Here is a 22182-nt window from a genome sequence, read left to right as displayed (position 1 = left end):
CAATCAAAATTATACAAATTGTATTTTATTTTTGGAGTTTCACATGGAAGAGATCAAGGTAAAATATTTTGTGGACGGCATTGACGAGCTGTGCGCCGTGGCAGGCAAATCCGACTGGATCGACCTCCACGCCGCCGAGGAGGTCACCTTAAAAGCGGGCGAGTTTCGCCTCATCCCCCTGGGGGTGGCCATGGCTCTGCCGGAGGGCTACGAGGCCCACATCGTCCCCCGCAGCTCCACCTTCAAAAACTACGGCATTTTGCAGACCAACTCCATGGGCGTGGTGGACGGCTCCTACCGGGGCGACAACGACCAGTGGCGGATGCCCGTCTACGCCACCCGGGACGTGACCATTGAAAAAAACGCCCGCATCTGCCAGTTCCGCATCGTGCGCAACCAGCCTCCCTTGACCTTTACCCGCGTGGAGCGTCTGGACGGCCCCGACCGGGGCGGCTTCGGCTCCACGGGAAAGTGAGGGCGGCCATGGCACACATCGTATTGGCCTCCGGCTCTCCCCGGCGGCAGGAGCTGCTGCGGAACATCGGCGTCACGGACTTTGACATCCGGGTGCCCCAAACGGAGGAGACCTTTCCCGCGGGGCTCTCTCCCCAGCAGGTGGTGGCCTACATCTCCCGGGAAAAGGCGGAGGCGGCGGCAAAGCTGTGCACGCCGGAGGAGATCGTCATCACCGCCGACACCATGGTGTTTCTGGACGAGGCGCGCCTGGGCAAGCCCGCCGACGAGGCGGACGCCTTGCGGATGCTGACGGCCCTCCAGGGCCGCCGCCACACGGTCTGCACCGGCGTCACCGTTCGCCAGGGGGACCGCTCCGTGACGGAGACGGAGACCACGGAGGTGTATTTCCGCCCCGCCTCCCGGGAGGAGCTGCTGGGCTATATCGCCACCGGCGAGCCCATGGACAAGGCCGGCGCCTACGGCATCCAGGGCAAGGGCTCGCTGCTGGTGGAAAAGATCAACGGCGATTACTTCAACGTCATGGGCCTGCCGGTGCTGCGGCTGAGCCGGATGCTGGAGCAGTTCGGCGTCCACTTTTTTGCGTGATTTGCAGGAGGCTTCGCTTTGAAAAAGTTTTTGAAGGATCATGGCATCTGGGTGCTGTTCGCCGCGGCGGTCATCTCCGTGGCGCTGGCCGCCATGTCCTTTTTCTCCAACACCTCCTCCCCCCTGGTGAATCTGGCCGGGACCCTCTCCTCCCCCTTCCGCTCCGCCTACGCCTCCGCCGCCGCCTGGTTCAACGGCAAGCAGGCCTATTTTAAGGACGTGCAGGCTCTGGAGGCGGAAAACGAGGCCCTGCGCAAGCGCAACGCGGAGCTGGAGGCCGCCGCCCGCCAGGCGGAAAAGGACAGCCAGGAAAACAAGCTCCTGCGGGAGCGGCTGAACCTGCGGGAGCAGAAATATGAGCTGGAGCTGGAATCCGCCGTCATCACGGAGCACACGGTGACCAACTGGACCTCCTCCCTGACATTGGACCGGGGCACCGTCCACGGCGTGGAGGCAGGGGACTGCGTGGTCTCCTCCACCAACGACCTGGTGGGCATCGTCAGCGAGGTGGGGTCCAACTGGTGCACGGTGCTGACCATCGTGGACACGGACACCTCCCTGGGCGCCCAGGTGTTCCGCACCAAGGACCTGGGCCTTGCCCAGGGCGACTTCTCCATGATGGGCGAGGAACGTCTGCGGCTGGACTTTTTGCCGGCGGACTGTCAGCTGCTGGGCGGTGACCTGGTGGTCACGTCGGGCCTGGGCGGCTACTACCCCTCGGACCTGGTCATCGGCACCATCGAGGAGGTCCAGAAGGACGAGTCCGGCTCCGCGTCCTACGCCGTCATCGCCCCGGCGGCGGACTTCGACGCCCTCAGCGAGGTGTTCATCATCAAGTCCTTCGACATTGTTACTTGACTCTCTGTGACCTCCCTCTGGGGAAGTCATTTTGGAATGTCCATCCCTATTGAAAGGAGGCCGTGCCGTGCTGGCGCGCAACGAGACGATCTTCAAGTGGACCCTGTACGCCGCGGCCACGCTGCTGTGCTTTCTGGCCCAGGCCTTTTTGTTCCAGCGCCTCACCATCTGGGGCGTCATCCCCTTTGTGTATCCCGTGGCGGCGGCGGTGCCCGCCACCTACGAGGGCCCTGTCCCCGGCACCATCTTCGCCCTGGCTGTGGGCGTGGTGTGCGACCTGCTGCTGCCGGAGGCTCTGCCCTGCTTTTATACCCTCGTGTTCCCCCTGGTGGGCCTGTGCGCCGCCCTCATCTCCCAGAGCTGGCTTCCCGCCGGCTTCCTGTGCTCCTTGGCCGTCAGCGCCCTGGGCTTTTTGTGCACCGGTGCCTTTCACTGCCTGCTGCTGTGGGTCCGGGACAAGGCCGCCTGGGGCAGCGGCGCGTTTGTCTGCCTGCGGGAGATGGTGGTGAGCCTGCCCCTGGCCATCCCCGTGACACTGCTGTTTCTGACGGTCTACCGCCGGACCCATCTGGACGATTAAGGAGTTCCCATGGACCACAAATCCCCTCCCAACAACCATAGACGGCTGCTGATCTTGATCGGCCTTCTGGCGGCGGCGCTGACGGTTTACGTGGGCGTGCTGTACAACATCCAGGTCAACCAGCACGACTATTACCTGGCCAAATCCATCCGCACCATCACCCGTGTGGAGAAGGTGGAGGCCTCCCGGGGCGTCATCACCGACCGCAACGGCCGGGAGCTGGTCTCCAGCCGCTCCTCCTATAACCTGACCTTTGATTCCAGCCTGCTGAGCGAGGGGGATGACGAGAACCTGGCCATCCTGCGGCTCATCAAGCTGTGTCAGTCCCGGCAGGTGCAATGGACGGACAATCTGCCCATCACCTCCACCGCCCCCTTCTCCTATACGCTGGACACGCTGGACAGCACCCAACGCAGCCGCTTCGCCGACTTTCTGCAAAAGGACCTCAAGCGGGTGTCCACCAACCTCTCCCCCGACGGCATCACCGAGGACCTGCTGGTGAGCCTGGGGCTGGACGCGGATGCCCTGGTGGAGCTGCTGCGGGAAAAATACGAAATTCCCGGCTCCTTTTCCCTGGCGGACGCCCGGGCGGTCATCGGCGTGCAGTATGAGCTGTCCATCCGCCAGCTGGTGAGCACCACCGACTACGCCATGGTGGAGGACATCGACAGCGCCATGATCTCCCTTTTGAATGACGGCGCCTACGCCGGCGCCAGGATCACCAGTTCCTCCGTCCGGGAGTACAAGACCGACTCCGCCGCCCACATCCTGGGCACCGTAGGCCCCATCTGGCGGGAGGAATACCTGGAGCTGAAGGACAAGGGCTACGGCTACAACGACCGCATCGGCCGCTCCGGCGTGGAGCTGGCCTTTGAAGAGTACCTCAAGGGCACTGACGGCAAGCGCATCGTCTCCACCAACGCCGAGGGCAAGATCACCGGCGAATACTACGAAAAGGAGCCCCAGCCCGGCAGCACCGTGGAGCTGACCATCGACCTGAATCTCCAGAAGTCTGTGGAGGACGCCCTGGCCCAGACCGTCTCCGCCATGAGCGCCAAGGACGGCAACACCATCCGGGGCGCCGGCGCCACCGTCATCAAGGTGGGCACCGGCGAGGTGCTGGCTCTGGCCTCCTACCCGGACTTTGACCTTTCCACCTACAACCAGGATTACAACATCCTCTCCACCGACCCGGCCAAGCCCCTGTGGAACCGGGCCACCATGGGCACCTACGCCCCCGGCTCCACCTTCAAGCCTCTGACGGCGGTGGCCGCGCTGATGGAGGGCATCATCACCCCCTATCAAAAACTCAAGACCACCGGCCACTGGACCTACCCCGGCGATCCCAACAGCTACGCCAACTGCTGGATCTACAACTCCTCCCGGGGCAATCACGGCAGCATCAACGTCTCCGAGGCCATCACGGTCTCGTGCAACTACTTCTTCGCCCAGATGGGCTACTACCTGGGGCTGGACAAGCTGAACGAATACGCCAGGGCCTTCGGCCTGGGGGAGCACACCGGCATCGAGATCGGCGACGCCGCCGGCAACCTCACGGAAAACCGGGTGGGCGAGAACCAGGCTCCCTGGGCCGCCTTCGGCCAGGCCTCCTACCTGTTCACCCCCATCCAGCTGGCCAACTACATCGCCACGTTGGTCTCCGGCGGCAAGCACTGTGAGGCCCACCTTTTGAAGGCCGTGAAATCCTACGACAACACCCAGGTGCTCTCCGTCGGCAATTCCGATGCCAAAAACACCGTGGACATCAGCGGCGAGGCCCTGACCGCCGTGAAAAAGGGCATGCACGACTTGACCACCACCGGCTCCCTGTCCCCCTACTTCAAGGACTGCGTGGTGGACGCCGGCGCCAAGACCGGCACCGCCCAGGTCAACAAGGACACGGAGAACAACGGCGTGTTCGTGTGCTTCGCCCCCTATGACGACCCGGAGATCGCCGTCGCCATCGTCATCGAGCAGGGCGGCTCCGGCAGCGCCCTGGCCTCCACCGCTGTGAACATCCTCAACGCCTACTTCTCCGCCGACGAGGTCGGCACCGCCATTCTGGGCGAAAATCAACTGATGCAATAAGGAGCCGTTCCCTATGAGTGAACCCTTTGTATACGATCCCCGCTGTATCCTGTGCAAAGATCCCTTCGGCGCCGTCACCTGCTCCACCGCCGTCACCTACCGCTGCCGCCCTCTTTCCGCGGAGGGCTTCACCCACTGCGCCATCGTGCTGCGGCGGGAGTTCGCGGGCTGCGAGGAGTCCCACGAGCTGACCTGCGTGGGCCCCGAGGGGGACCGGACCCTCTTTTCCCTGGTGCTGCCGGCCCCGGCGGAGCCGGAGCTGGTGTGGTATCACTTCCGCCTGTGGCGGGAGGACGGCTCCGGCTGCGACCTGGACCGGACCGGCTACCGCAGCGACGGCGGGTCGGACCCCTGGCAGCTGACCGTGTACCGGGAGAGCCGCACCCCTTCCTGGTTCGGCGCCGGCGTGACATACCAAATTTTTCCAGACCGCTTCCACAAGGTGACGCCCCCCCAGCCGGAGGGCCTCATCGGTGACCGTTACATCCAGGAAAACTGGGATGACATCCCCGAGTGGCGGCCGGACCCCGACGGCGAGATCCGCAACCGCAACTTCTTCGGCGGCCAGCTGGCGGGCATCACCGCCAAGCTGGACCAGCTGCGGGACATGGGCGTGACCACCCTATACCTGTGCCCCATTTTCGAATCCGCCTCCAACCACCGCTACAACACGGCGGACTACAAAAAGATCGACCCCATGCTGGGTACGGAGGAGGATTTCCGCACCCTCTGCGCCCAGGCGAAGCAGCGGGGCATACGGGTGATTCTGGACGGCGTGTTCAACCACACCGGCTCCCAGAGCCTTTACTTCAACGCCGACGGCTTTTATCCCACTCTGGGCGCCGCCCAGAGTCAACAAAGCCCCTATTACGACTGGTTCTCCTTCCACCCCTGGCCCCAGGACTATGACGCCTGGTGGGGCATCAAGACCCTGCCGGCGGTCCGGGAGGAGTGTCCCGGCTATGTGGATTACATCATCGAAAACGACGACTCCATCATCCGCCGGTGGCTCCGAGCCGGCGCCTCCGGCTGGCGGCTGGACGTGGCCGACGAGCTGCCGGACTGGTTCATTCAGAAGATCCGCGCCGTCGTGGAGGAGACGGACCCGGAGGCCATCCTCATCGGCGAGGTGTGGGAGGACGCCAGCACCAAGATCGCCTACTCCCAGCGCCGCCGCTACCTCCAGGGCAGCGAGCTCCACGGCGTCATGAATTATCCCTTCCGCACCGCCCTGCTCTCCTATCTCCAGGGGGGCATCGCCCAGGACTTCCGGGAGGCCATGGAGACCCTGCGGGAAAACTATCCCCCCGCCGCTTTCTACTCCGCCATGAACTTTCTGGGCACCCACGACACCGGCCGTATTCTGACGGTGCTGGGCGCCGACCATGTGCCCCAGAGCAAGGACGACCGTGCCCATTACCGCCTTAGCCCCGCCGAGCGGGCCAAGGGCGCGGCCCTGGTGAAGCTGGCGGCCCTGGTGCTGTTCACCTTCCCCGGCTCCCCCACCGTCTATTACGGCGACGAGGCCGGCATGGAGGGCTTTGAGGACCCCTTCAACCGGGGCGGCTACCCCTGGGGCCGGGAGGACAAGAGCCTAAAGACCTGGTTCACCCTGCTGGGGAAGCTGCGGCTGGAGCGGGAAGAGCTGCAAACCGGCACCATCCGCTACCTCCACGCCGCAGGCTCCCTGCTGGCTTTCGCCCGGGAAGCGGGCGACGCCCGCTCCGTCACCGTGGTGAACGCCGGTGCCACGCCGGAGGTGCTGTGCCTGCCCTGGTCCGGCGGGACCGCCGAAGACCTTTTGACCGGCCGTGTGTTCTCCGCCTCCAGCGGCGTCCTCTCCCTGCGCCTCCCTCCCCGCACCGGCCTGCTGTTGGTTTAAAAGCATCCAAAACCGGGAATGTTTCACGTGAAACATTCCCGGTTTTTTCGCTGCCCCGTTTCGGCGTTTTCACGGGGATTCCCCTTCTTCTTTTTTCGCACTTTTTCACTTTTTGCCTTGCAAGCACCTATACACCTTGATATAATGTATCTGTATGTAAAAACGCCTTATCTCAAAGGAAAGTAGGTGCCTGCGTGGCAAAAACCATTGCGATCGTGAATCAAAAAGGCGGCGTGGGCAAAACCACCACCTGCGTGAACCTGGCGGCGGCTCTGACGGAGCGCGGCAAAAAAGTGCTCCTGTGTGATTTCGACCCCCAGGCCAACTCCACCTCCGGCATGGGGGTGGACAAAACCGTCTCCAAGGGCGTCTACGACGTCCTCATCAGCGACATTCCCGCCCGGGACGCCCTGGCCCACACAAAGTACGGCGACGTGCTCCCCTCCAACAAGGCCCTGGCCGGCGCCGGCATTGAGCTCATCGGTATGGAGCGGCGGGAATACCTTTTGAAGGAAGCCCTGTCCCAGGTGAGCGGCGGCTACGACTTCGTGTTCATCGACTGCCCTCCCTCCCTGGAGCTGCTGACGCTGAACGCCCTCTGCGCGGCGGACACCATTCTGGTGCCGGTCCAGGGGGAGTATTTCGCCCTGGAGGGGCTCAGCGATCTGATGAACACCGTGCGCATCGTCCGCCGGTCCCTCAATCCCCGGCTGGAGCTGGAGGGCGTGCTGCTGACCATGTTCGACGGCCGGACGAATCTGGCCCTCCAGGTGGCGGAGGAAGTGAAGCACTACTTCCCCGGCAAGGTCTACGCCACCGTCATTCCCCGCAACGTGCGCCTCAGCGAGGCGCCCAGCCACGGCAAGCCCATCACCGCCTATGACCGCTCCTCCCGGGGCGCCGAGGCCTACACCGCCCTTGCCGCGGAATTTTTGAAGAAACAGAACGCCTGAATCCGAAAGGAGAATCTGCATGGCATCCAAAAAGCCCTCCGGTCTCGGCCGGGGACTCGGCGCCCTGCTGGGCGACGACGTTTTGAAAACCGAGACCACCGGCGCGCTGTCCCTCCCCATCTCCCAGGTGGAAAGCTGCTCCTCCCAGCCCCGGAAGCACTTTGACGAGGCTTCCCTGGCGGAGCTGGCCGCCTCCATCCAGGAACACGGCATCATTCAGCCCTTGACGGTGCGAAAGCTGGCCTCCGGCTATTACCAGATCATTGCCGGCGAGCGCCGCTGGCGGGCCGCCCGCCTGGCAGGCCTTAGCGAGGTGCCGGTCATTGTCATCGAAGCCGACGACCGGAAAGCCGCGGAGCTGGCCATGATCGAAAACCTCCAGCGGGAGGACTTGAACCCCATGGAGGAGGCCGCCGGCTTCCAGTCCCTCATCGAAACCTACCACATGACCCAGGAGGAGGCGGCATCCCGGGTGGGCAAGTCCCGCAGCGCCGTCACCAACGCCCTGCGTCTGCTGTCACTGACCCCCGCCGTGCGGAAGCTGGTGGAGGAGGGCAAGCTCTCCGCCGGCCATGCCCGGGCCCTGCTGCCCCTGTCCCCCAGCCTCCAGGAGAGCGCCGCCGGCGCCGTGGTGTCGGGCGGATTGTCCGTCCGGCAGACGGAGGCACTGGCAAAGCGCCTCTCCGCCGAAAAAAAGCCCGAAAAAGCGCCCCCCGCCGGCGTAGATTACACCGCCGAGGCCCAAAAGGACCTCAGCTCCCGGCTGGGACGGGGCGTGAAGATCGTCAACGGCCGGAAAAAAGGCCGCATCGAGCTGGAATATTACGGCCTGGACGACCTCAACGACCTGCTGGAGGCGCTGGCCCTCCTGCAAGTGAAGAAATCCCAAGAAAGGACCTAATCAAATGAAATTGGAAAAGCGCAGCAGCGGCGAAGCGGAGGAGACCTCCCTCCCCCAGGAGGAGCCCCACAGCAAAAAGCCCGTTGTTGTCTATATTATGATTTTATTCATTGTTGCGTTTTTGCTGATGGCTCTGTCGTTCCTCATGCACCAGCGCAGCAATACGGAGGCCCTGGGCAAGCTCCAGAACTCCGTCACCGCCATGCAGGAGGTGCAGGCGGTCCAGGACAAGGTCATCCAGCTGCAGGAAGAGCTGGACAAGACCGAGGACCAGATGGACGAGCTGAACCAGCAGCTGCAGGAGCGGGACGCGGCGGTGGCTGACGCCGCCAAGGACGCGGACGCCCTGCTGGCCCTGTACACCCTGCAGCAGCAGTACGCCGCCGGCGATTACGACGCCTGCCTTTCCACCATGCAGATGATGGAGGACGAGGGCTTGCTCCAGCGGCTGCCCAAGGAGGACCCCAACGTCACGCCGCCCGCCCAGCGGTACGAGCAGCTGAAGGAAGCCGTTTTAAATAAGTAAGACCTGTGTTTCACGTGAAACATATGCATAAATCATCAAAAGATTTGAGGAGAAGGATCGTATGTTAGACATCAAATTTATCCGGGAAAATCCCGACATCGTCAAGGAGAACATCAAAAAGAAGTTCCAGGACGAAAAGCTGCCCCTGGTGGATGAGGTCATTGAGCTGGACGCCAAGCGCCGTGCCGCCATCGTGGAGGCCGACCAGCTCCGCTCCGCCCGCAATACCCTGTCCAAAAAGATCGGCATGCTGATGGGCCAGGCCAAGAAGGACCCCTCCAAGCTGGCCGAAGCGGAGGCCGTGAAGAAGGAAGTGGCCGAGGACGCCCAGCGTCTGGCCGACCTGGAGAAGCTGGAGGACCAGCTGGACGCCGAGCTCCACAAGCGGATGCTGGTCATTCCCCAGATCATCGACGACTCCGTGCCTCTGGGTCCCGACGATTCCTGCAACGTGGAGGTCCAGCGCTTCGGTGAGCCCGTGGTGCCCGACTTCCCCGTCCCCTACCACGTGGACCTGATGGAGACCTTTGACGGCATTGATATGGACGCCGCCGGCCGCGTCTCCGGCAGCGGCTTCTATTACCTGCTGGGCGACATCGCCCGCCTCCACGAGGCCGTCCTGGCCTATGGCCGCGACTTCATGATCTCCAAGGGCTTCACCTACTGCATCCCCCCCTTCATGATCCACGGCAACGTGGTGGAGGGCGTCATGAGCCAGACCGATATGGACGCCATGATGTACAAGATTGAGGGTGAGGACCTGTACCTCATCGGCACCTCCGAACACTCCATGATCGGCCGCTTCATCGACCAGATCATCCCCAGCGACAAGCTGCCCCAGACCCTCACCTCCTACTCCCCCTGCTTCCGCAAGGAAAAGGGCTCCCACGGCATTGAGGAGCGGGGTGTGTACCGCATCCACCAGTTCGAAAAGCAGGAGATGATCGTGGTCTGCAAGCCCGAGGAGTCCAAGGACTGGTATGAGAAGCTGTGGCAGTACTCTGTGGAGCTGTTCCGCTCCATGGACATCCCCGTCCGCCAGCTGGAATGCTGCTCCGGCGACCTGGCTGACCTGAAGGTGAAGTCCTGCGACATCGAGGCCTGGTCTCCCCGCCAGCAGAAGTATTTCGAGGTCTGCTCCTGCTCCAACCTGGGCGACGCCCAGGCCCGCCGCCTGCGCATCCGCTACAAGGACGAAAATGGCAAGATGCAGCTGTGCCACACCCTCAACAACACCTGCGTGGCGCCTCCCCGCATGCTGATCGCCTTCCTGGAGAACAACCTCCAGGCTGACGGCACTGTGAAGATCCCCGAGGTGCTGTGGCCCTACATGGGCGGCACCAAGGTGCTGGTCCCCAAGAAGTAAGCAGGAAAATAGTAATTTTTTCCAAATTCGCTCTGCTCTCCAGCCGCTGGGAGCCCTCCGGCACCACCGGAGCCCCATTTTGGCCCCCGCTGTTGGCCCTATCCGGGTCTGTGGCCTGAAACCCTTGGGCCGCAAGGGTTTGGAGAAACTCTCATTTTTCAAAAGCAATAAGGAGGCACACACTATGGCAAAAGACACCGGCTTTTTCGCGGAATTCAAGAAATTCATCGCCCGGGGCAACGTGATGGACATGGCTGTCGGCGTCATCATCGGCGGCGCCTTCGGCAAGATCTCCACCTCCCTGGTCAATGACATCATCATGCCCGCCGTGTCCATGCTGGTGGGCGGCATCAACTTCAGCGACTGGAAGATCGTTTTGAAGCAGGCCGTGCTGGACGCTGACGGCGTCACAGAGCTGGCTCCCGCCGTGGCCATCAACTACGGCACCTTCCTCTCCACCATCCTGGACTTCATCATCATCGCCTTCGCGGTGTTCTGCATGATCAAGTTCCTCAACAACCTCCACCGCAAGAAGGAGGAGGCCCCCGCCGCGCCTCCCGCTCCTCCCGAGCCCTCCGCCGAGGAAAAGCTCCTCACGGAGATCCGGGACCTGCTGAAGGACCAGAAGTAATGGAACAGCTCCTGCGCGACGGTCTTACCTCCCTGGGCCTGCCCGGGGAGGGCGTCCCCGCCCTGCTCCGCTACGCGGACATGCTGGTGGAGACCAACAAGGTCATGAACCTCACCGCCATCACCGAGCCGGCGGACATCGCCGCCCTGCATTTTCTGGACAGCGCCGCCCTTTTGACCCTGGCGGATTTCCGGAACAAGTCGGTGGTGGACGTAGGCACCGGCGCCGGCTTTCCCGGCATGCCTCTGCGCATTCTGGAGCCCTCCATTCATCTGACGCTGCTGGACTCCCTAAATAAGCGCATTGCGTTTTTGCGGGGCGTGTGCGATGAGCTGGGCTTTTCCGATGTGGACTGCGTCCACGCCAGGGCCGAGGAGTTCGCCGCCGCCCACCGGGAGTCCTTCGACATCGCCACCTCCCGGGCCGTGGCCTCCCTGCCTCTGCTTTCGGAGCTGTGCCTGCCCCTGGTGAAGCCCGGCGGCTGGTTTCTCGCCATGAAGTCCGTGGACTCCGACCAGGAGCTCCAGTCCGCCGCCCGCGCCATCGCCACCCTGGGCGGCGAGGTGGTCAAATCGGAAAATTACCAAATTCCGGGAATTGGCGTGTCCCACCGGGTAATTTTTATCAAAAAAATCAAAGAAACTCCAAAAAAATATCCCAGACCATTTGCAAAGATCAAGAAGAATCCGTTATAATACGTATTGGAAACGTTTAGGACAAAAATGTGGTAAGGAGGTCTCGCATGGCATCCCATGGACAATGTATCGCCGTGGTGTCCGGCAAGGGCGGCACGGGAAAGACCTCCTTCGTGGCGGGCGCCGGCGCCGCGTTGGCCCTTGGCGGCAAGCGGGTGCTGTGCCTGGACTGCGACATCGGCCTGCGGAACCTGGACCTGGCCCTGGGCCTCAGCGACAAGGCCCTCATGGACTTTTCCGACGTGGCCCAGGACCGCTGCGGCCTGGATACCGCCGTGGTGGAGCACTCCCGCATCCCGGGGCTGTATTTGCTGACGGCGCCGGTCCGCACCCGGGGCCGCCCGGTCTCTCCGGAGCAGATGGCCGCCCTGCTGCGGGAGGTGCGCAAGCGGTTTGACTACTGCCTGCTGGACGCGCCGGCGGGCCTCGGCACCGGCTTTCAGCTGGCCACCTGCGCCGCCGACCGCTGCGTGGTGGTCACCTGTACGGACGCCTCCTCCCTGCGGGACGCCCAGCACACCGTCATGGAGCTGAAGCGCTTCCCCAACGGGTCGCTGCACCTCATCGTCAACCGGGTGCGGAAGAAAATGCTCCGCCAGCTCCACGCCACCATCGACGACGCCATCGACAAGGCGGGCCTGCCCCTGCTGGGGGTGGTGCCGGAGGACGACGCCCTCCCTCTGAGCCTGAACCGGGGCGTGCCCCTCCTGCTGGCGGACAGCGGCATGGCCGCCACCGCCTACCGAAACATTGCAAAACGCATCCAGGGCATCCACGTGCCCCTGCTGCGGATCAAATAACAGAGAAGAAAGGAGTTCTGCCAATGAACATCGCTCTCATGTCTCATGATAACAAAAAGGAACTGATGGTCCAGTTCTGCACCGCCTACGCCGGTATCCTCTCCCAGCACAGCATTTACGCCACCAACGCCACGGGACACATGGTGGCCGATGCCACCGGCCTCAACGTCCACTGCTTTTTGTCCTATGACCACGGCGGCAGCCAGCAGATCGGCGCCCGCATTGCCTATAATGAGTTCGATCTCGTCCTGTTCTTCAACGATCCCAGCAACGAGAAAATGGCCGGCGCCGTGTCCTACATCTCCCGGCTGTGCGACCAGAACAACATCCCCTTCGCCAGCAACATCGCCACGGCGGAGATGCTGGTGCTGGGCCTGGCCCGGGGCGACCTGGACTGGCGCTGCATCGTGAACCCCTCCACCCGGCCCATCGCTTGACAAGCCGGCTGAAAACGCCTACAATCGTTCATACCGCGACGATGCCGCAGCAGTACTCCAATCATCGGCCCACAGAGAGGGACGCAGCGCTGAGAGCGCCCCGGCCGGCCTGGACGAAGGACAGCGGCGGAGCGGGGGCGGAAACGCCCACGGCGCCCTCCCCGTGCAAAAGGAGGCCAAAGGGGGCATTGCGCCCCGAATTTGGGTGGCACCACGAAGCGTTTTTCGCTCTCGTCCCAAAAGCCTTGGGACGGGAGCATTATTTTTTCCGCCCCAGCGAATCTCTGATTCGCCGGGGTCCCCCGCAATTTAACTCAAATCGCCCGAAATGAATTTGGTCGATTTCAAGATTTTTTGCTGCCGCAAAAATGCTTGTACGCCGCATAAGCGGCGCTATCGGCAGCGCATATTCTGAAAAAGGAGACAATCATCATGGCGAAAATGACCCCCCGGACGCTGTCCGGCTTTATGGAGCTTCTCCCGGCGCCCCAGCAGCAGATGGAGCGCATCATGGAGGTCCTCCGCCGCACCTACTCCCTGTACGGCTTCACCCCCCTGGACACCCCCGTCATTGAATCCAGCGACGTGCTGCTGGCCAAGGGCGGCGGCGAGACGGAAAAGCAGATCTACCGCTTCCAGAAGGGCGACGCGGACCTGAGCCTGCGGTTCGACTTGACGGTCCCCCTGGCCAAATACGTGGCCCTGCACTACAACGACCTCTCCTTCCCCTTCCGCCGCTATCAGATCGGCAAGGTCTACCGGGGGGAGCGGGCCCAGCGGGGCCGCTTCCGGGAGTTCTACCAGGCGGACATCGACATCATCGGCGACGGCAAGCTCTCCATCATCAACGAGGCGGAGATCCCCGCCATCATTTACAAGACCTTCTCCACCCTGGGCCTCAAGCGCTTCCAGATTCGGGTGAACAACCGGAAAATTCTCAACGGCTTTTATGCCTGTCTGGGCCTCACGGAAAAGTCCGGCGACATCATGCGCACCGTGGACAAGCTGGACAAGATCGGCCCCGAAAAGGTGAAGGCCATCCTGGTGGAGGATTTTGCCGTCAGCGGAGCCGACGCCGATGAGATCTTGAAATTCATCGCCATCGGCGGCGGCAACGACGCCGTCCTGGCCGCCCTGGAGGGGTACCAGGGCCGCAATGAGATGTTCGACCAGGGCCTTGCCGAGCTGAAGACCGTGGTGAAGTACCTGGCCTCCTTCGGCGTCCCGGCGGAAAACTTCGCCGTGGACCTGACCATCGCCCGGGGCCTGGACTACTACACCGGCACCGTCTACGAGACCACCCTCCTGGACCACCCGGAGATCGGCTCTGTGTGCTCCGGCGGACGGTACGACAACCTGGCGGAGTACTACACCGATCGCCAGCTTCCCGGTGCCGGCATCTCCATCGGCTTGACCCGGCTGTTTTACGTCCTGGGCGAGCAGGGCATGCTGAACCCCGACCTGCCCACCGCTCCCGCCGACGTTCTCATCCTCCCCATGACCGACGACCTCTCCGCCGCCATCTCCCTGGCCACGGCCCTGCGGGAAAACGGCATCCGCACCCAGCTCCACTGCGAGGAGAAGAAGTTCAAGCAGAAGGTCTCCTACGCCGACAAGCTGGGCATCCCCTACGTTATCTTCCTGGGGGAGGACGAGATCAACGCCGGCGTGGTGGCCTGCAAGGATATGTCCACCGGCGAGCAGACGAAGCTGGAGCCCGCCGCCACCATCTACCGCATCAAGGCGGGCCTGGCGGAGCGGGAAAAGGGCGCCGTCATTCTGGGCTGACGAACACCGCACAGTCTGCTGAATCCAAATCGTAATATTATTCTATAATTATACGGTTAGGAGTGTTTTTAATGAGAAAATGCCGCGTTTTGGCCGCATTGCTGGCCTTGGTAATGCTGCTGACGCTGCTTCCTGCGTCCGCCTTGGCGGCGGAAAGTGAGGACTGGCTCATCCCACCCATGCGGGCGTACCGGGATTTTACCGATACCTCCGGCACCATCTGCGAGGAGGCGGCGGCCACCTGCTGCCGGGCGGGGCTGATGGACGGCGTGGACAGCCGCCACTTCCTGCCCTCCAGCGGCCTCAGCCATGCGCAGGTCATTGTCATCTCCGCCCGGCTCCACCGGCTGCTCACCGGCGGGACCCTGGACTACTTCGAACCCATCTCCTTAAAGGGCGCCGATCGGTGGACCCCTTACGACGGCTATCTTCAGGAACAGCTCCCCGCCTTGGCAGAGGATACCGTCTACGCCGGCATCCGGGAAACGCCCACATTCATCTGTTGCCGGTCCGAGTTTTTCCACCTGCTCTCCGCCGTGGTGAAGGCCGCCGGTACTTCTCTGCCGGAGCGCAACACCATTTACGCCGTGCCGGACTGCTGTGACCAGGATATTCTTTCGTTCTACCGCTGGGGTGTCCTGGGCGGAAAGGACAAATACGGCACGCTGCGGGGCGATGACGCCCTCAGCCGGGGCGCGGCGGCGGCTATGCTGGCCCGCCTCATCGACCCCGCCCAGCGTCTGACGCTGGAGCTGGAGCCTTTGGAGCTTTGCCGGGAGCTGCTGGCGGTGGACCCGGACACCGTGCTGATGACCATCTCTGGGCGGGAGATCACCGCCGAGGAGTTCATGCCCACGCTGGTGGGCACGGAAAGCTCATACAACCATTCCCACTTTGGCTCCATGATGCTGGAGCAGAGCGGCCGCACTCCCCTGGACGAGGCGGTGGACACCGTATGCAGGCTGGTGCTGTGTGAAGCGCTGGCGGAGGAGCTGGAGCTGGATGTCCCGCCCTCCAACACCGTGTACTTCTCCGGCTATCAAGGTCTCACCGCCCACGGCCAGGAATGGCAGCAGTACCACGAGCGTCTCCTGCAGGCAGTCCTGGACCGGCTGGGAGAACGTATCATTCCCGCCGAGCGTCTGCCCCAGCCGGAGTTTGCGGAGATCTGGGATACCCTGCCCCTCTCCGAGCTCTCCTGCCGTGTGAAGGCTCTGCCCTACTGGGGCGGCACCTTCTAAGGGCGCTTTTGTTCAATACGACTTCAAATGATTTTCTAACAGGAAAGGAACGAATACACTATGATGCAGAATCGTACCCATACCTGCGGGGAGCTGCGGCTCTCTGACGCAGGCAAGCAGGTCAAAATCGTGGGCTGGATGGAGAATGTCCGCGTGGTCTCCGGCAGCCTGGCCTTCGTGGTGGTCCGGGACTTCTACGGCACCACCCAGGTGGTGGCGGAGACCGAGGACATGGTGAACACCTTCAAGGCCATCACAAAGGAATCCACCATCTCCGTGGAGGGCACCGTCCGGGAGCGTGACTCCAAGACCACGAAAATGGCCACCGGCGACATTGAGGTGGTCCCCGCCAAGGTAGAGGTCCTGGGCCGCTGCCAGCACAACGAGCTGCCCTTCCAGATCAACCGCAGCCGGGAGGCCGACGAGGCCCAGCGGCTGAAGTACCGCTATCTGGACCTGCGCAACCCCGCCGTGAAGAAGAACATTGTCCTGCGGTGCAACGTGGTGGCCGCCCTGCGCAAGGCCATGATGGAGCACGGCTTCCTGGAGATCACCACCCCCATCCTCACCGCCTCCTCCCCCGAGGGCGCCCGGGACTACCTGGTCCCCGCCCGGAACCACCCCGGCAAGTTCTACGCCCTGCCCCAGGCCCCCCAGCAGTTCAAGCAGCTGCTGATGACCTCCGGCTTCGACCGCTATTTCCAGATCGCCCCCTGCTTCCGGGACGAGGACGCCCGTGCTGACCGCTCTCCCGGCGAGTTCTACCAACTGGATATGGAAATGGCCTTCGCCTCCCAGGAGGACGTGTTCGCCGTGTGCGAGGACGTGCTGCCTCCCATCTTTGCCCAGTACGGCACCTATGACCGGGCCAGCGGCGCGCCCTTTGTCCGCATCCCCTACCTGGAAGCCATGGAGAAGTACGGCTCCGACAAGCCGGACCTGCGCATCGACCTGACGGTGCAGGACGTGACGGCAGTCCTGGGCGGCTGCGGCTTCGGCCCCTTCGAGGGCAACGTGGTGAAGGCCGTGGTGGTCAGCGACTTCCACGAGACCCGCAAGTTCATCGACAAGACCCTCTCCGACGTGGAGGTGGTCTCCGGCGGCAAGCCCTACTGGTTCCGCCTGGATGAGAAGGGCGAGCTCGTGGGCGGCATCGCCAAGTTTGTCAGCCCCATCAAGGAGCAGGTGGTGTCCGCGCTGAATCTGAAGCCCAACGATTTCGTGGCCCTGTCCGCCGGCACTCTGGGCGCCGCCCAGAAAACCGCCGGCGTGCTGGTGAAGACGCTGGGTGCCGCCGTGCCCGGCCACATGGATAAGGAGCAGTACGCCTTCTGCTGGATCGTGGACTTCCCCATGTACGAGATCGGCGAGGAGTCCGGCGAGCTGGAGTTCTGCCACAACCCGTTCTCCATGCCCTCCGGCGGCCTGGACGTGCTGCTGAAGGCGGAGCGGGGCGAGATCGATCCCCTGAGCATCACCGCCGACCAGTACGACCTGGTGTGCAACGGCGTGGAGCTCAGCTCCGGCGCCGTCCGGAACCACGACCCGGAGATCATGATCAAGGCCTTTGAGCTGGTCCGCCTGGGCGAGGAGGACGTGAAGGCCAAGTTCCCCGCCATGTACAACGCCTTCACCTATGGCGCGCCTCCCCACGCAGGCATCGCCCCCGGCGTGGACCGCATGGTCATGCTGCTGGCCGGCGAGGACTCCATCCGGGAGATCATCCCCTTCCCCATGAACAAAAACGCCCAGGATGTGATGATGAGCGCTCCCAGCGAAGTCACCCAGAAGCAGCTGGATGAGCTGCATATCGCCCTGGTGAAGCCCGAGGAATAATACCGCACCAGCTTCCCCCCGGTGACTTCGCGCGAGCCATCGGCGAGCCGCGCCGTCAGGCGCGTACAAGTGTTTTGCCACCAGGCAAAACCTTGGCGCAGGCGGAATTCATTTCCGCCGAGCATGTTGATCGTGTAAGGGCTCCCAAAATGGCTCCGTCCATTTTGGGAAGTCACCCAGAAGCAGCTGGATGAGCTGCATATCGCCCTGGTGAAGCCCGAGGAATAAACGCTGGTTTTTGCTTGCGGCGCAGGAGGGCCGGCCCGAAAGGGCCGGTCCTTTTTTGCTGCCGCAGACTTGCGGCGTGGAGTTTGCACCCCCCATTGTCGTCGAAAAAAGCTGCACTACACTCGCCCCGCCTAAATGGCAGGGTTCGTACCGCTCCGCTTCTTTCTCCTCTCCCCACGAAAACCGCTTCGCTGGGTTTTCGCGGGGGCCCCGTTGGTCTTGCCAAAGAAAACCCTCCAGAGGGCCTTCTCGCCGCTGCGTGGCTCACCTTGGCGGGCCGTGCACGGTGGAAGAAAAAGCCGCTTGGTCCAAACTTGCCCGTCCTGGCAAGTTTGGGGATGCGGCGGCTGATAGCCAGCTTTCTGCAGATTTACCCAGTTCCATCCAGGTGCGCTGTAACGCGCCTCTCCGCCCACGCTTATGCCGCAAGCTGTCACGTCTCTTCAAATTCCAGGGTGCTTGTCGAAACGCCTTACCTCTGGCCCCGCTGCCGCTCCATGGGGATGGATTCCAAAGGAAGGGGCCGCAGTCCCTTCCTTCTGGTCGTTCAGGAAAGGGGTCCAGGGGGAAACCCAGCCGAAAGGGTTTCCCCCTGGCCTCTCTTTGGGGGCGACCCGTTTCTCTCGGCGAGAGAAATGGGTCGCGTCTGCCCAACGTCCATCGGCGTTGACAACCTTTCTTTTTACGCACAACTGTGATACACTATCCCCATCCCCCACCAGGAGGTTCCTATGCGATCGATACTTGCCGCCATTCTGGCCGCCCTGACCCTCTGCGCCCTCTCCGCCTGCGGCGCACAGGAACAACCGGAAACTCCCGCCCCTGCGGAGCCGGCCCCTGTCCAGGAGCCGGAGGAGATCCCCCCTGCCCCCACGGCGGAGGAGCTGTCCGCCCAGGTGGTGGAGGACCTGCTCTCCTCCATGACACTGGAAGAAAAGGTGGGCCAGGTGTTCTTCGTCCGCTGTCCGGCGGAAAACGCCGCGGAGGACGTTGCCGCCTACCACCTGGGGGGCTACATTCTCTTTGGCCGGGACACGAAGGACAAGACAGCCAACGAACTCATTCAAACCATCCAGCACTACCAGGACGCCGCCTCCGTCCCCCTGCTGATCGGCGTGGATGAGGAGGGCGGCACCGTGGTCCGCCTCAGCTCTAACCCCCACCTCCGCAGCGAAAAATTTGCCTCCCCTCAAAAGCTGTTCGCCAAAGGCGGACTGGACGCCGTCACCGCCGATACCCGGGAAAAGGACGTTTTGCTCCACGCCCTGGGCTTCAACGTGAATCTGGCTCCGGTGGCGGACGTGTCCACCGACCCCGCCGACTTCATTTATTCCCGCGCCTTCGGCCAGGACGATGCCGCCACGGCGGACTATGTCTCCGCCGTCACGGCGCAGATGCGGGCCGATACCATGGGCAGCGTCTTAAAGCACTTCCCCGGCTACGGCAGCAACACCGACACCCACACCGGCATCGCCCTGGATGACCGGCCCTACGAGGACTTCGTAAACGGCGACTTCCTCCCGTTTCTTTCCGGCATAGCCGCCGGCGGGGACAAAACCGCCGTGCTGGTGTCCCACAACATTGTGGAATGTATGGACCCGGACCTCCCCGCCTCCCTTTCCCCCGCCGTCCACGATATTTTGCGAAACCACCTTTCCTTTGACGGCGTGGTCATGACCGACGACCTGGCCATGGACGCCGTAAGCGCCTACGCCCAGGACGGCGCCGTGGCGGTCATGGCCCTCCAGGCCGGCAACGACCTGGTGCTGACCACCGACTACCGCGCCCAGATCCCCAAAGTTTTAGAAGCCGTGGAAAACGGCACCCTGGAAGAGGACGTCATCGACACCGCCTGCCGCCGGGTCCTCCAGTGGAAGCAAGCCCTGGGGCTGCTGCCCACGGAACCGGACGCATGATTTTTTCGTCCTTTTCGGCAGAACACAACAAGGAGGTCTCCTGATGAAACGCTTTTCCCGCGTGTTTTTGCTGGCCTGCCTGTCCCTGGCGCTGCTGACCGTCACCGCCCTGGCGGACACGGGACCCAAGTCCAAGCTGACGGTCAAAGTAAAAAACGCCCCCCAGGAGCTCTATTACCTGGACCTCCTGTCCATGGAAGGTGCGCCCCGCCACCCCAGCCTCACGGAGGAGGAGCTGGCCGCCCTGGACCCGGAGCTGTACAGCGCTTTGCTTGCCGCCATCCCGGCGGGCTGGCACGGCTGCGTGTCCCAGGGCACCGACGGCGCCCCCATCTGGGGCGAACTGACGCCGGATGAGAACGGCTGCCACACCTTCAGCTACTACGGCGTCCCCTGGACGTACCGGGTTTTGATGGTGACGGAGTCCGGAGAGGTGTTCCTCTCCGAGGTCCAGACCCGGCGGATGCTCCAGTCCTCCGTCACGGTGTACTGGGCGGCAAAATCCCTGTCCGCGGCGCCGCTGTGGGCGGGCTACGCCTTGGAGCTGCTGTCCACCCTGGTGCCCACCCTGCTGCTGGAGGGGCTGCTTCTTGCCCTATTAGGCCTTTGGAACCGGCGGAACCTTCTGGTGTTCCTGGCGGCCAACGTGGCCACCCAGCTGGCCATGTTCCTCATTTTAGGCACCACCGCCCTGAAAGAGGGCGTGGGCTTCGGCTATTACCTGCTGTTCATCCCCCTGGAGCTGGTCATCCTGCTGGCGGAGACGGTTGCCTACCGCCGATTGTTCACGGAAACCAGCAAGCGCCGCGCCACGGTTTACGGCATCTCCGCCAACCTCTGCTCCGCCGTTTTGGGCTGGTTTTTGGCGGAGCCTGTCTGGAAATTCATCGTCTCCATCTCGTAACGAAAGGAAGTTTTCCCCATGGAAACCGAAAAGCTCTACTACGCAGACCCCTTTTTGCGGGAATTTACCGCCACGGTCCTGGGCTGTGAAGCGGCCAAGGGCGGCTTTGCCGTGACGCTGGACCGCACCGCTTTCTATCCCGAGGGCGGCGGACAGCCGGCGGACCACGGCACCCTGGGCGGCGTCCGGGTCACCGACGTCCACGAGAAAAACGGCGTCGTTTTCCACACCTGCGACAAAGCTGTGGAAATCGGCAGCACCGTCACCGGCACACTGGACTGGGCCCGCCGCTTCGACCACATGCAGCAGCACTCCGGAGAGCACATCATCTCCGGCATCCTCTGCGCCGACTACCACTGCGACAACGTGGGCTTCCACCTGGGGGCCGACGTGGTGACCATCGACTACAACGCCGACATCTCCTGGGAGCAGGCCCTGGACGCGGAGCGGAAGGCCAACGAGTCCATCTGGGCGGACCGGGCCGTGGAGGTCACCTACCCGGACAAAGCGGCGCTGGACGCCCTGGACTACCGCAGCAAAAAGGAGCTCACCGGCCAGGTCCGCATCGTCACCTTCCCGGGGGCGGACTGCTGCGCCTGCTGCGGCACCCACGTGCTGCGTGCGGGCCAGGTGGGCATGGTGAAGGTCCTCTCCTGCCAGAAGTTCCGGGATGGCGTCCGGCTGGAGATCATCTCCGGCCGGCGGGCCCTGGCGTACCTGGGCCGGACCTACGACCAGGCCAAGGCCATTGGCCAGCAGCTGAGCGTGAAGCCCCAGGACACCGCCGCCGCCGTGGAGCGGACGGTGGAGGAGCTCACCGCCGCCAAGGTCCGCATGGCCCACCTGGAAGAGCAGGTCTTTTTCCACATGGCGGAGGAAAACACCGGAAAGGGCGACACGGTCCTGTTCCAGAGCGCCATGAAGTCCGACAGCGTCCGCAAGCTGGCGGACGCCGTGGCCCACCGCTGCGGCGGCCTTGCCGCCGTGTTCGCCGGCGCCGACGGCGACAAGTATAACTACGCCCTGGTCCGTACCGACGGCGGCGACATCGCCCCCCTGGTGAAGGACCTCAACCGCGCCCTCAACGGCCGCGGCGGCGGCCGGGGTGGTTTTGCCCAGGGAAGTGTACAGGCAAATAAAGCGGAAATTGAAGCCTTCTTCCAGCACTGACGAAGGCCGCCGCCTTTCGCGCTTTGCGCGTTCAAGCGTTTTGCCGCCAGGCAAAACCTTGGCGAAGGTGGAATTCATTTCCACCGAGCTTTTTCAAATTGAGGGGTCCCCGCCGAATGACATTCGGTGGGGAGGGCTGGGGTGGTTTTGCCCAGGGAAGTGTACAGGCGAATAAGGCGGAGATCGAAGCCTTTTTCCAGAACTGACGCAGGCCGCCGCCTTTCGCGCTTTGCGCGTTCAAGCGTTTTGCCGCCAGGCAAAACCTTGGCGAAGGTGGAATTCATTTCCACCGAGCTTTTTCAAATTGAGGGGTCCCCGCC

The 22182-nt window shown here is 63.2% G+C and carries 20 protein-coding genes; all 20 read left to right on the top strand.

Annotated features, from left to right (window positions below; genetic code table 11):
• The first annotated feature begins 43 nt into the window (after positions 1-43).
• The 20 genes from ACTQ4R_RS09505 (at position 44) to ACTQ4R_RS09410 (ending at position 21862) form a co-directional block, all read left to right on the top strand.
• The gene (locus tag ACTQ4R_RS09505; protein ID WP_441628085.1) at positions 44-475 is read left to right on the top strand and encodes a dUTP diphosphatase; all 432 of its coding nucleotides are present in this window, start codon (positions 44-46) and stop codon (positions 473-475) included.
• An 8-nt stretch (positions 476-483) separates the two neighbouring features.
• Positions 484-1062: a Maf family protein gene (locus tag ACTQ4R_RS09500; RefSeq protein WP_441628083.1), complete on the top strand. Its 579-nt coding sequence runs from the start codon at positions 484-486 to the stop codon at positions 1060-1062.
• Between the two features lie 18 nt (positions 1063-1080).
• Positions 1081-1920, top strand: a complete 840-nt coding sequence (gene mreC / locus ACTQ4R_RS09495) for a rod shape-determining protein MreC (protein WP_441628081.1) — start codon at positions 1081-1083, stop codon at positions 1918-1920.
• A 67-nt stretch (positions 1921-1987) separates the two neighbouring features.
• Positions 1988-2500, top strand: a complete 513-nt coding sequence (locus ACTQ4R_RS09490) for a hypothetical protein (RefSeq protein ID WP_441628079.1) — start codon at positions 1988-1990, stop codon at positions 2498-2500.
• Between the two features lie 9 nt (positions 2501-2509).
• Entirely contained in the window at positions 2510-4588 is a 2079-nt protein-coding gene (locus ACTQ4R_RS09485) for a penicillin-binding transpeptidase domain-containing protein (RefSeq protein WP_441628077.1), read from the top strand.
• A 13-nt stretch (positions 4589-4601) separates the two neighbouring features.
• Positions 4602-6470, top strand: a complete 1869-nt coding sequence (locus ACTQ4R_RS09480; protein WP_441628075.1) for a glycoside hydrolase family 13 protein — start codon at positions 4602-4604, stop codon at positions 6468-6470.
• A 194-nt stretch (positions 6471-6664) separates the two neighbouring features.
• Positions 6665-7423, top strand: a complete 759-nt coding sequence (locus ACTQ4R_RS09475) for a ParA family protein (protein WP_441628073.1) — start codon at positions 6665-6667, stop codon at positions 7421-7423.
• A 19-nt stretch (positions 7424-7442) separates the two neighbouring features.
• The gene (locus ACTQ4R_RS09470) at positions 7443-8324 is read left to right on the top strand and encodes a ParB/RepB/Spo0J family partition protein (protein ID WP_441628071.1); all 882 of its coding nucleotides are present in this window, start codon (positions 7443-7445) and stop codon (positions 8322-8324) included.
• A 4-nt stretch (positions 8325-8328) separates the two neighbouring features.
• Positions 8329-8850, top strand: a complete 522-nt coding sequence (locus tag ACTQ4R_RS09465) for a hypothetical protein (RefSeq protein WP_441628069.1) — start codon at positions 8329-8331, stop codon at positions 8848-8850.
• 61 nt (positions 8851-8911) lie between these two features.
• Positions 8912-10216 (top strand): serine--tRNA ligase, encoded by a 1305-nt coding sequence (gene serS, locus ACTQ4R_RS09460; protein WP_441628067.1) that lies wholly within the window; start codon positions 8912-8914, stop codon positions 10214-10216.
• 184 nt (positions 10217-10400) lie between these two features.
• Complete coding sequence (gene mscL, locus ACTQ4R_RS09455) at positions 10401-10847, top strand: large-conductance mechanosensitive channel protein MscL (protein WP_441628065.1); 447 nt, start codon at positions 10401-10403, stop codon at positions 10845-10847.
• Positions 10847-11542 (top strand): 16S rRNA (guanine(527)-N(7))-methyltransferase RsmG, encoded by a 696-nt coding sequence (rsmG, locus tag ACTQ4R_RS09450; protein WP_441628063.1) that lies wholly within the window; start codon positions 10847-10849, stop codon positions 11540-11542. The genes mscL and rsmG overlap by 1 nt, the downstream gene beginning before the upstream one ends.
• A 47-nt stretch (positions 11543-11589) precedes the next feature.
• Complete coding sequence (locus tag ACTQ4R_RS09445) at positions 11590-12342, top strand: nucleotide-binding protein (RefSeq protein WP_441628061.1); 753 nt, start codon at positions 11590-11592, stop codon at positions 12340-12342.
• Between the two features lie 23 nt (positions 12343-12365).
• Entirely contained in the window at positions 12366-12779 is a 414-nt protein-coding gene (locus ACTQ4R_RS09440; RefSeq protein WP_441628059.1) for a methylglyoxal synthase, read from the top strand.
• Between the two features lie 432 nt (positions 12780-13211).
• On the top strand, positions 13212-14567 hold the full coding sequence (hisS, locus tag ACTQ4R_RS09435) for a histidine--tRNA ligase (RefSeq protein WP_441628057.1): 1356 nt from the start codon (positions 13212-13214) through the stop codon (positions 14565-14567).
• A 71-nt stretch (positions 14568-14638) separates the two neighbouring features.
• Positions 14639-15808 (top strand): hypothetical protein, encoded by a 1170-nt coding sequence (locus ACTQ4R_RS09430; protein WP_441628055.1) that lies wholly within the window; start codon positions 14639-14641, stop codon positions 15806-15808.
• A gap of 60 nt (positions 15809-15868) precedes the next feature.
• On the top strand, positions 15869-17644 hold the full coding sequence (aspS, locus tag ACTQ4R_RS09425) for an aspartate--tRNA ligase (RefSeq protein ID WP_441628053.1): 1776 nt from the start codon (positions 15869-15871) through the stop codon (positions 17642-17644).
• A gap of 959 nt (positions 17645-18603) precedes the next feature.
• On the top strand, positions 18604-19788 hold the full coding sequence (locus ACTQ4R_RS09420; RefSeq protein ID WP_441628051.1) for a glycoside hydrolase family 3 N-terminal domain-containing protein: 1185 nt from the start codon (positions 18604-18606) through the stop codon (positions 19786-19788).
• Positions 19789-19831: 43 nt separating this feature from the next.
• Complete coding sequence (locus ACTQ4R_RS09415) at positions 19832-20692, top strand: hypothetical protein (RefSeq protein WP_441628049.1); 861 nt, start codon at positions 19832-19834, stop codon at positions 20690-20692.
• Positions 20693-20710: 18 nt separating this feature from the next.
• Positions 20711-21862 carry an alanyl-tRNA editing protein gene (locus tag ACTQ4R_RS09410; protein WP_441628047.1) on the top strand — a complete coding sequence of 384 codons (1152 nt, stop codon included), beginning with the start codon at positions 20711-20713 and terminating at the stop codon, positions 21860-21862.
• The last annotated feature ends 320 nt before the right edge of the window (positions 21863-22182 follow it).

It is taken from the genome of Dysosmobacter sp. Sow4_B12 (assembly GCF_052116665.1).
Classification (GTDB): Bacteria; Bacillota; Clostridia; order Oscillospirales; family Oscillospiraceae; genus Oscillibacter.
This window is presented reverse-complemented; position numbering and strand designations above follow the sequence as displayed.

Bases quoted from the DNA above. Each gene is read 5' to 3' on its own strand.
- ACTQ4R_RS09505 (WP_441628085.1), top strand. From the start codon at position 44: ATGGAAGAGATCAAGGTAAAATATTTTGTGGACGGCATTGACGAGCTG.
- ACTQ4R_RS09500 (WP_441628083.1), top strand. From the start codon at position 484: ATGGCACACATCGTATTGGCCTCCGGCTCTCCCCGGCGGCAGGAGCTG.
- ACTQ4R_RS09485 (WP_441628077.1), top strand. From the start codon at position 2,510: ATGGACCACAAATCCCCTCCCAACAACCATAGACGGCTGCTGATCTTG.
- ACTQ4R_RS09480 (WP_441628075.1), top strand. From the start codon at position 4,602: ATGAGTGAACCCTTTGTATACGATCCCCGCTGTATCCTGTGCAAAGAT.
- ACTQ4R_RS09470 (WP_441628071.1), top strand. From the start codon at position 7,443: ATGGCATCCAAAAAGCCCTCCGGTCTCGGCCGGGGACTCGGCGCCCTG.
- ACTQ4R_RS09465 (WP_441628069.1), top strand. From the start codon at position 8,329: ATGAAATTGGAAAAGCGCAGCAGCGGCGAAGCGGAGGAGACCTCCCTC.
- serS (WP_441628067.1), top strand. From the start codon at position 8,912: ATGTTAGACATCAAATTTATCCGGGAAAATCCCGACATCGTCAAGGAG.
- mscL (WP_441628065.1), top strand. From the start codon at position 10,401: ATGGCAAAAGACACCGGCTTTTTCGCGGAATTCAAGAAATTCATCGCC.
- rsmG (WP_441628063.1), top strand. From the start codon at position 10,847: ATGGAACAGCTCCTGCGCGACGGTCTTACCTCCCTGGGCCTGCCCGGG.
- ACTQ4R_RS09445 (WP_441628061.1), top strand. From the start codon at position 11,590: ATGGCATCCCATGGACAATGTATCGCCGTGGTGTCCGGCAAGGGCGGC.
- ACTQ4R_RS09440 (WP_441628059.1), top strand. From the start codon at position 12,366: ATGAACATCGCTCTCATGTCTCATGATAACAAAAAGGAACTGATGGTC.
- hisS (WP_441628057.1), top strand. From the start codon at position 13,212: ATGGCGAAAATGACCCCCCGGACGCTGTCCGGCTTTATGGAGCTTCTC.
- ACTQ4R_RS09430 (WP_441628055.1), top strand. From the start codon at position 14,639: ATGAGAAAATGCCGCGTTTTGGCCGCATTGCTGGCCTTGGTAATGCTG.
- aspS (WP_441628053.1), top strand. From the start codon at position 15,869: ATGATGCAGAATCGTACCCATACCTGCGGGGAGCTGCGGCTCTCTGAC.
- ACTQ4R_RS09420 (WP_441628051.1), top strand. From the start codon at position 18,604: ATGCGATCGATACTTGCCGCCATTCTGGCCGCCCTGACCCTCTGCGCC.
- ACTQ4R_RS09415 (WP_441628049.1), top strand. From the start codon at position 19,832: ATGAAACGCTTTTCCCGCGTGTTTTTGCTGGCCTGCCTGTCCCTGGCG.
- ACTQ4R_RS09410 (WP_441628047.1), top strand. From the start codon at position 20,711: ATGGAAACCGAAAAGCTCTACTACGCAGACCCCTTTTTGCGGGAATTT.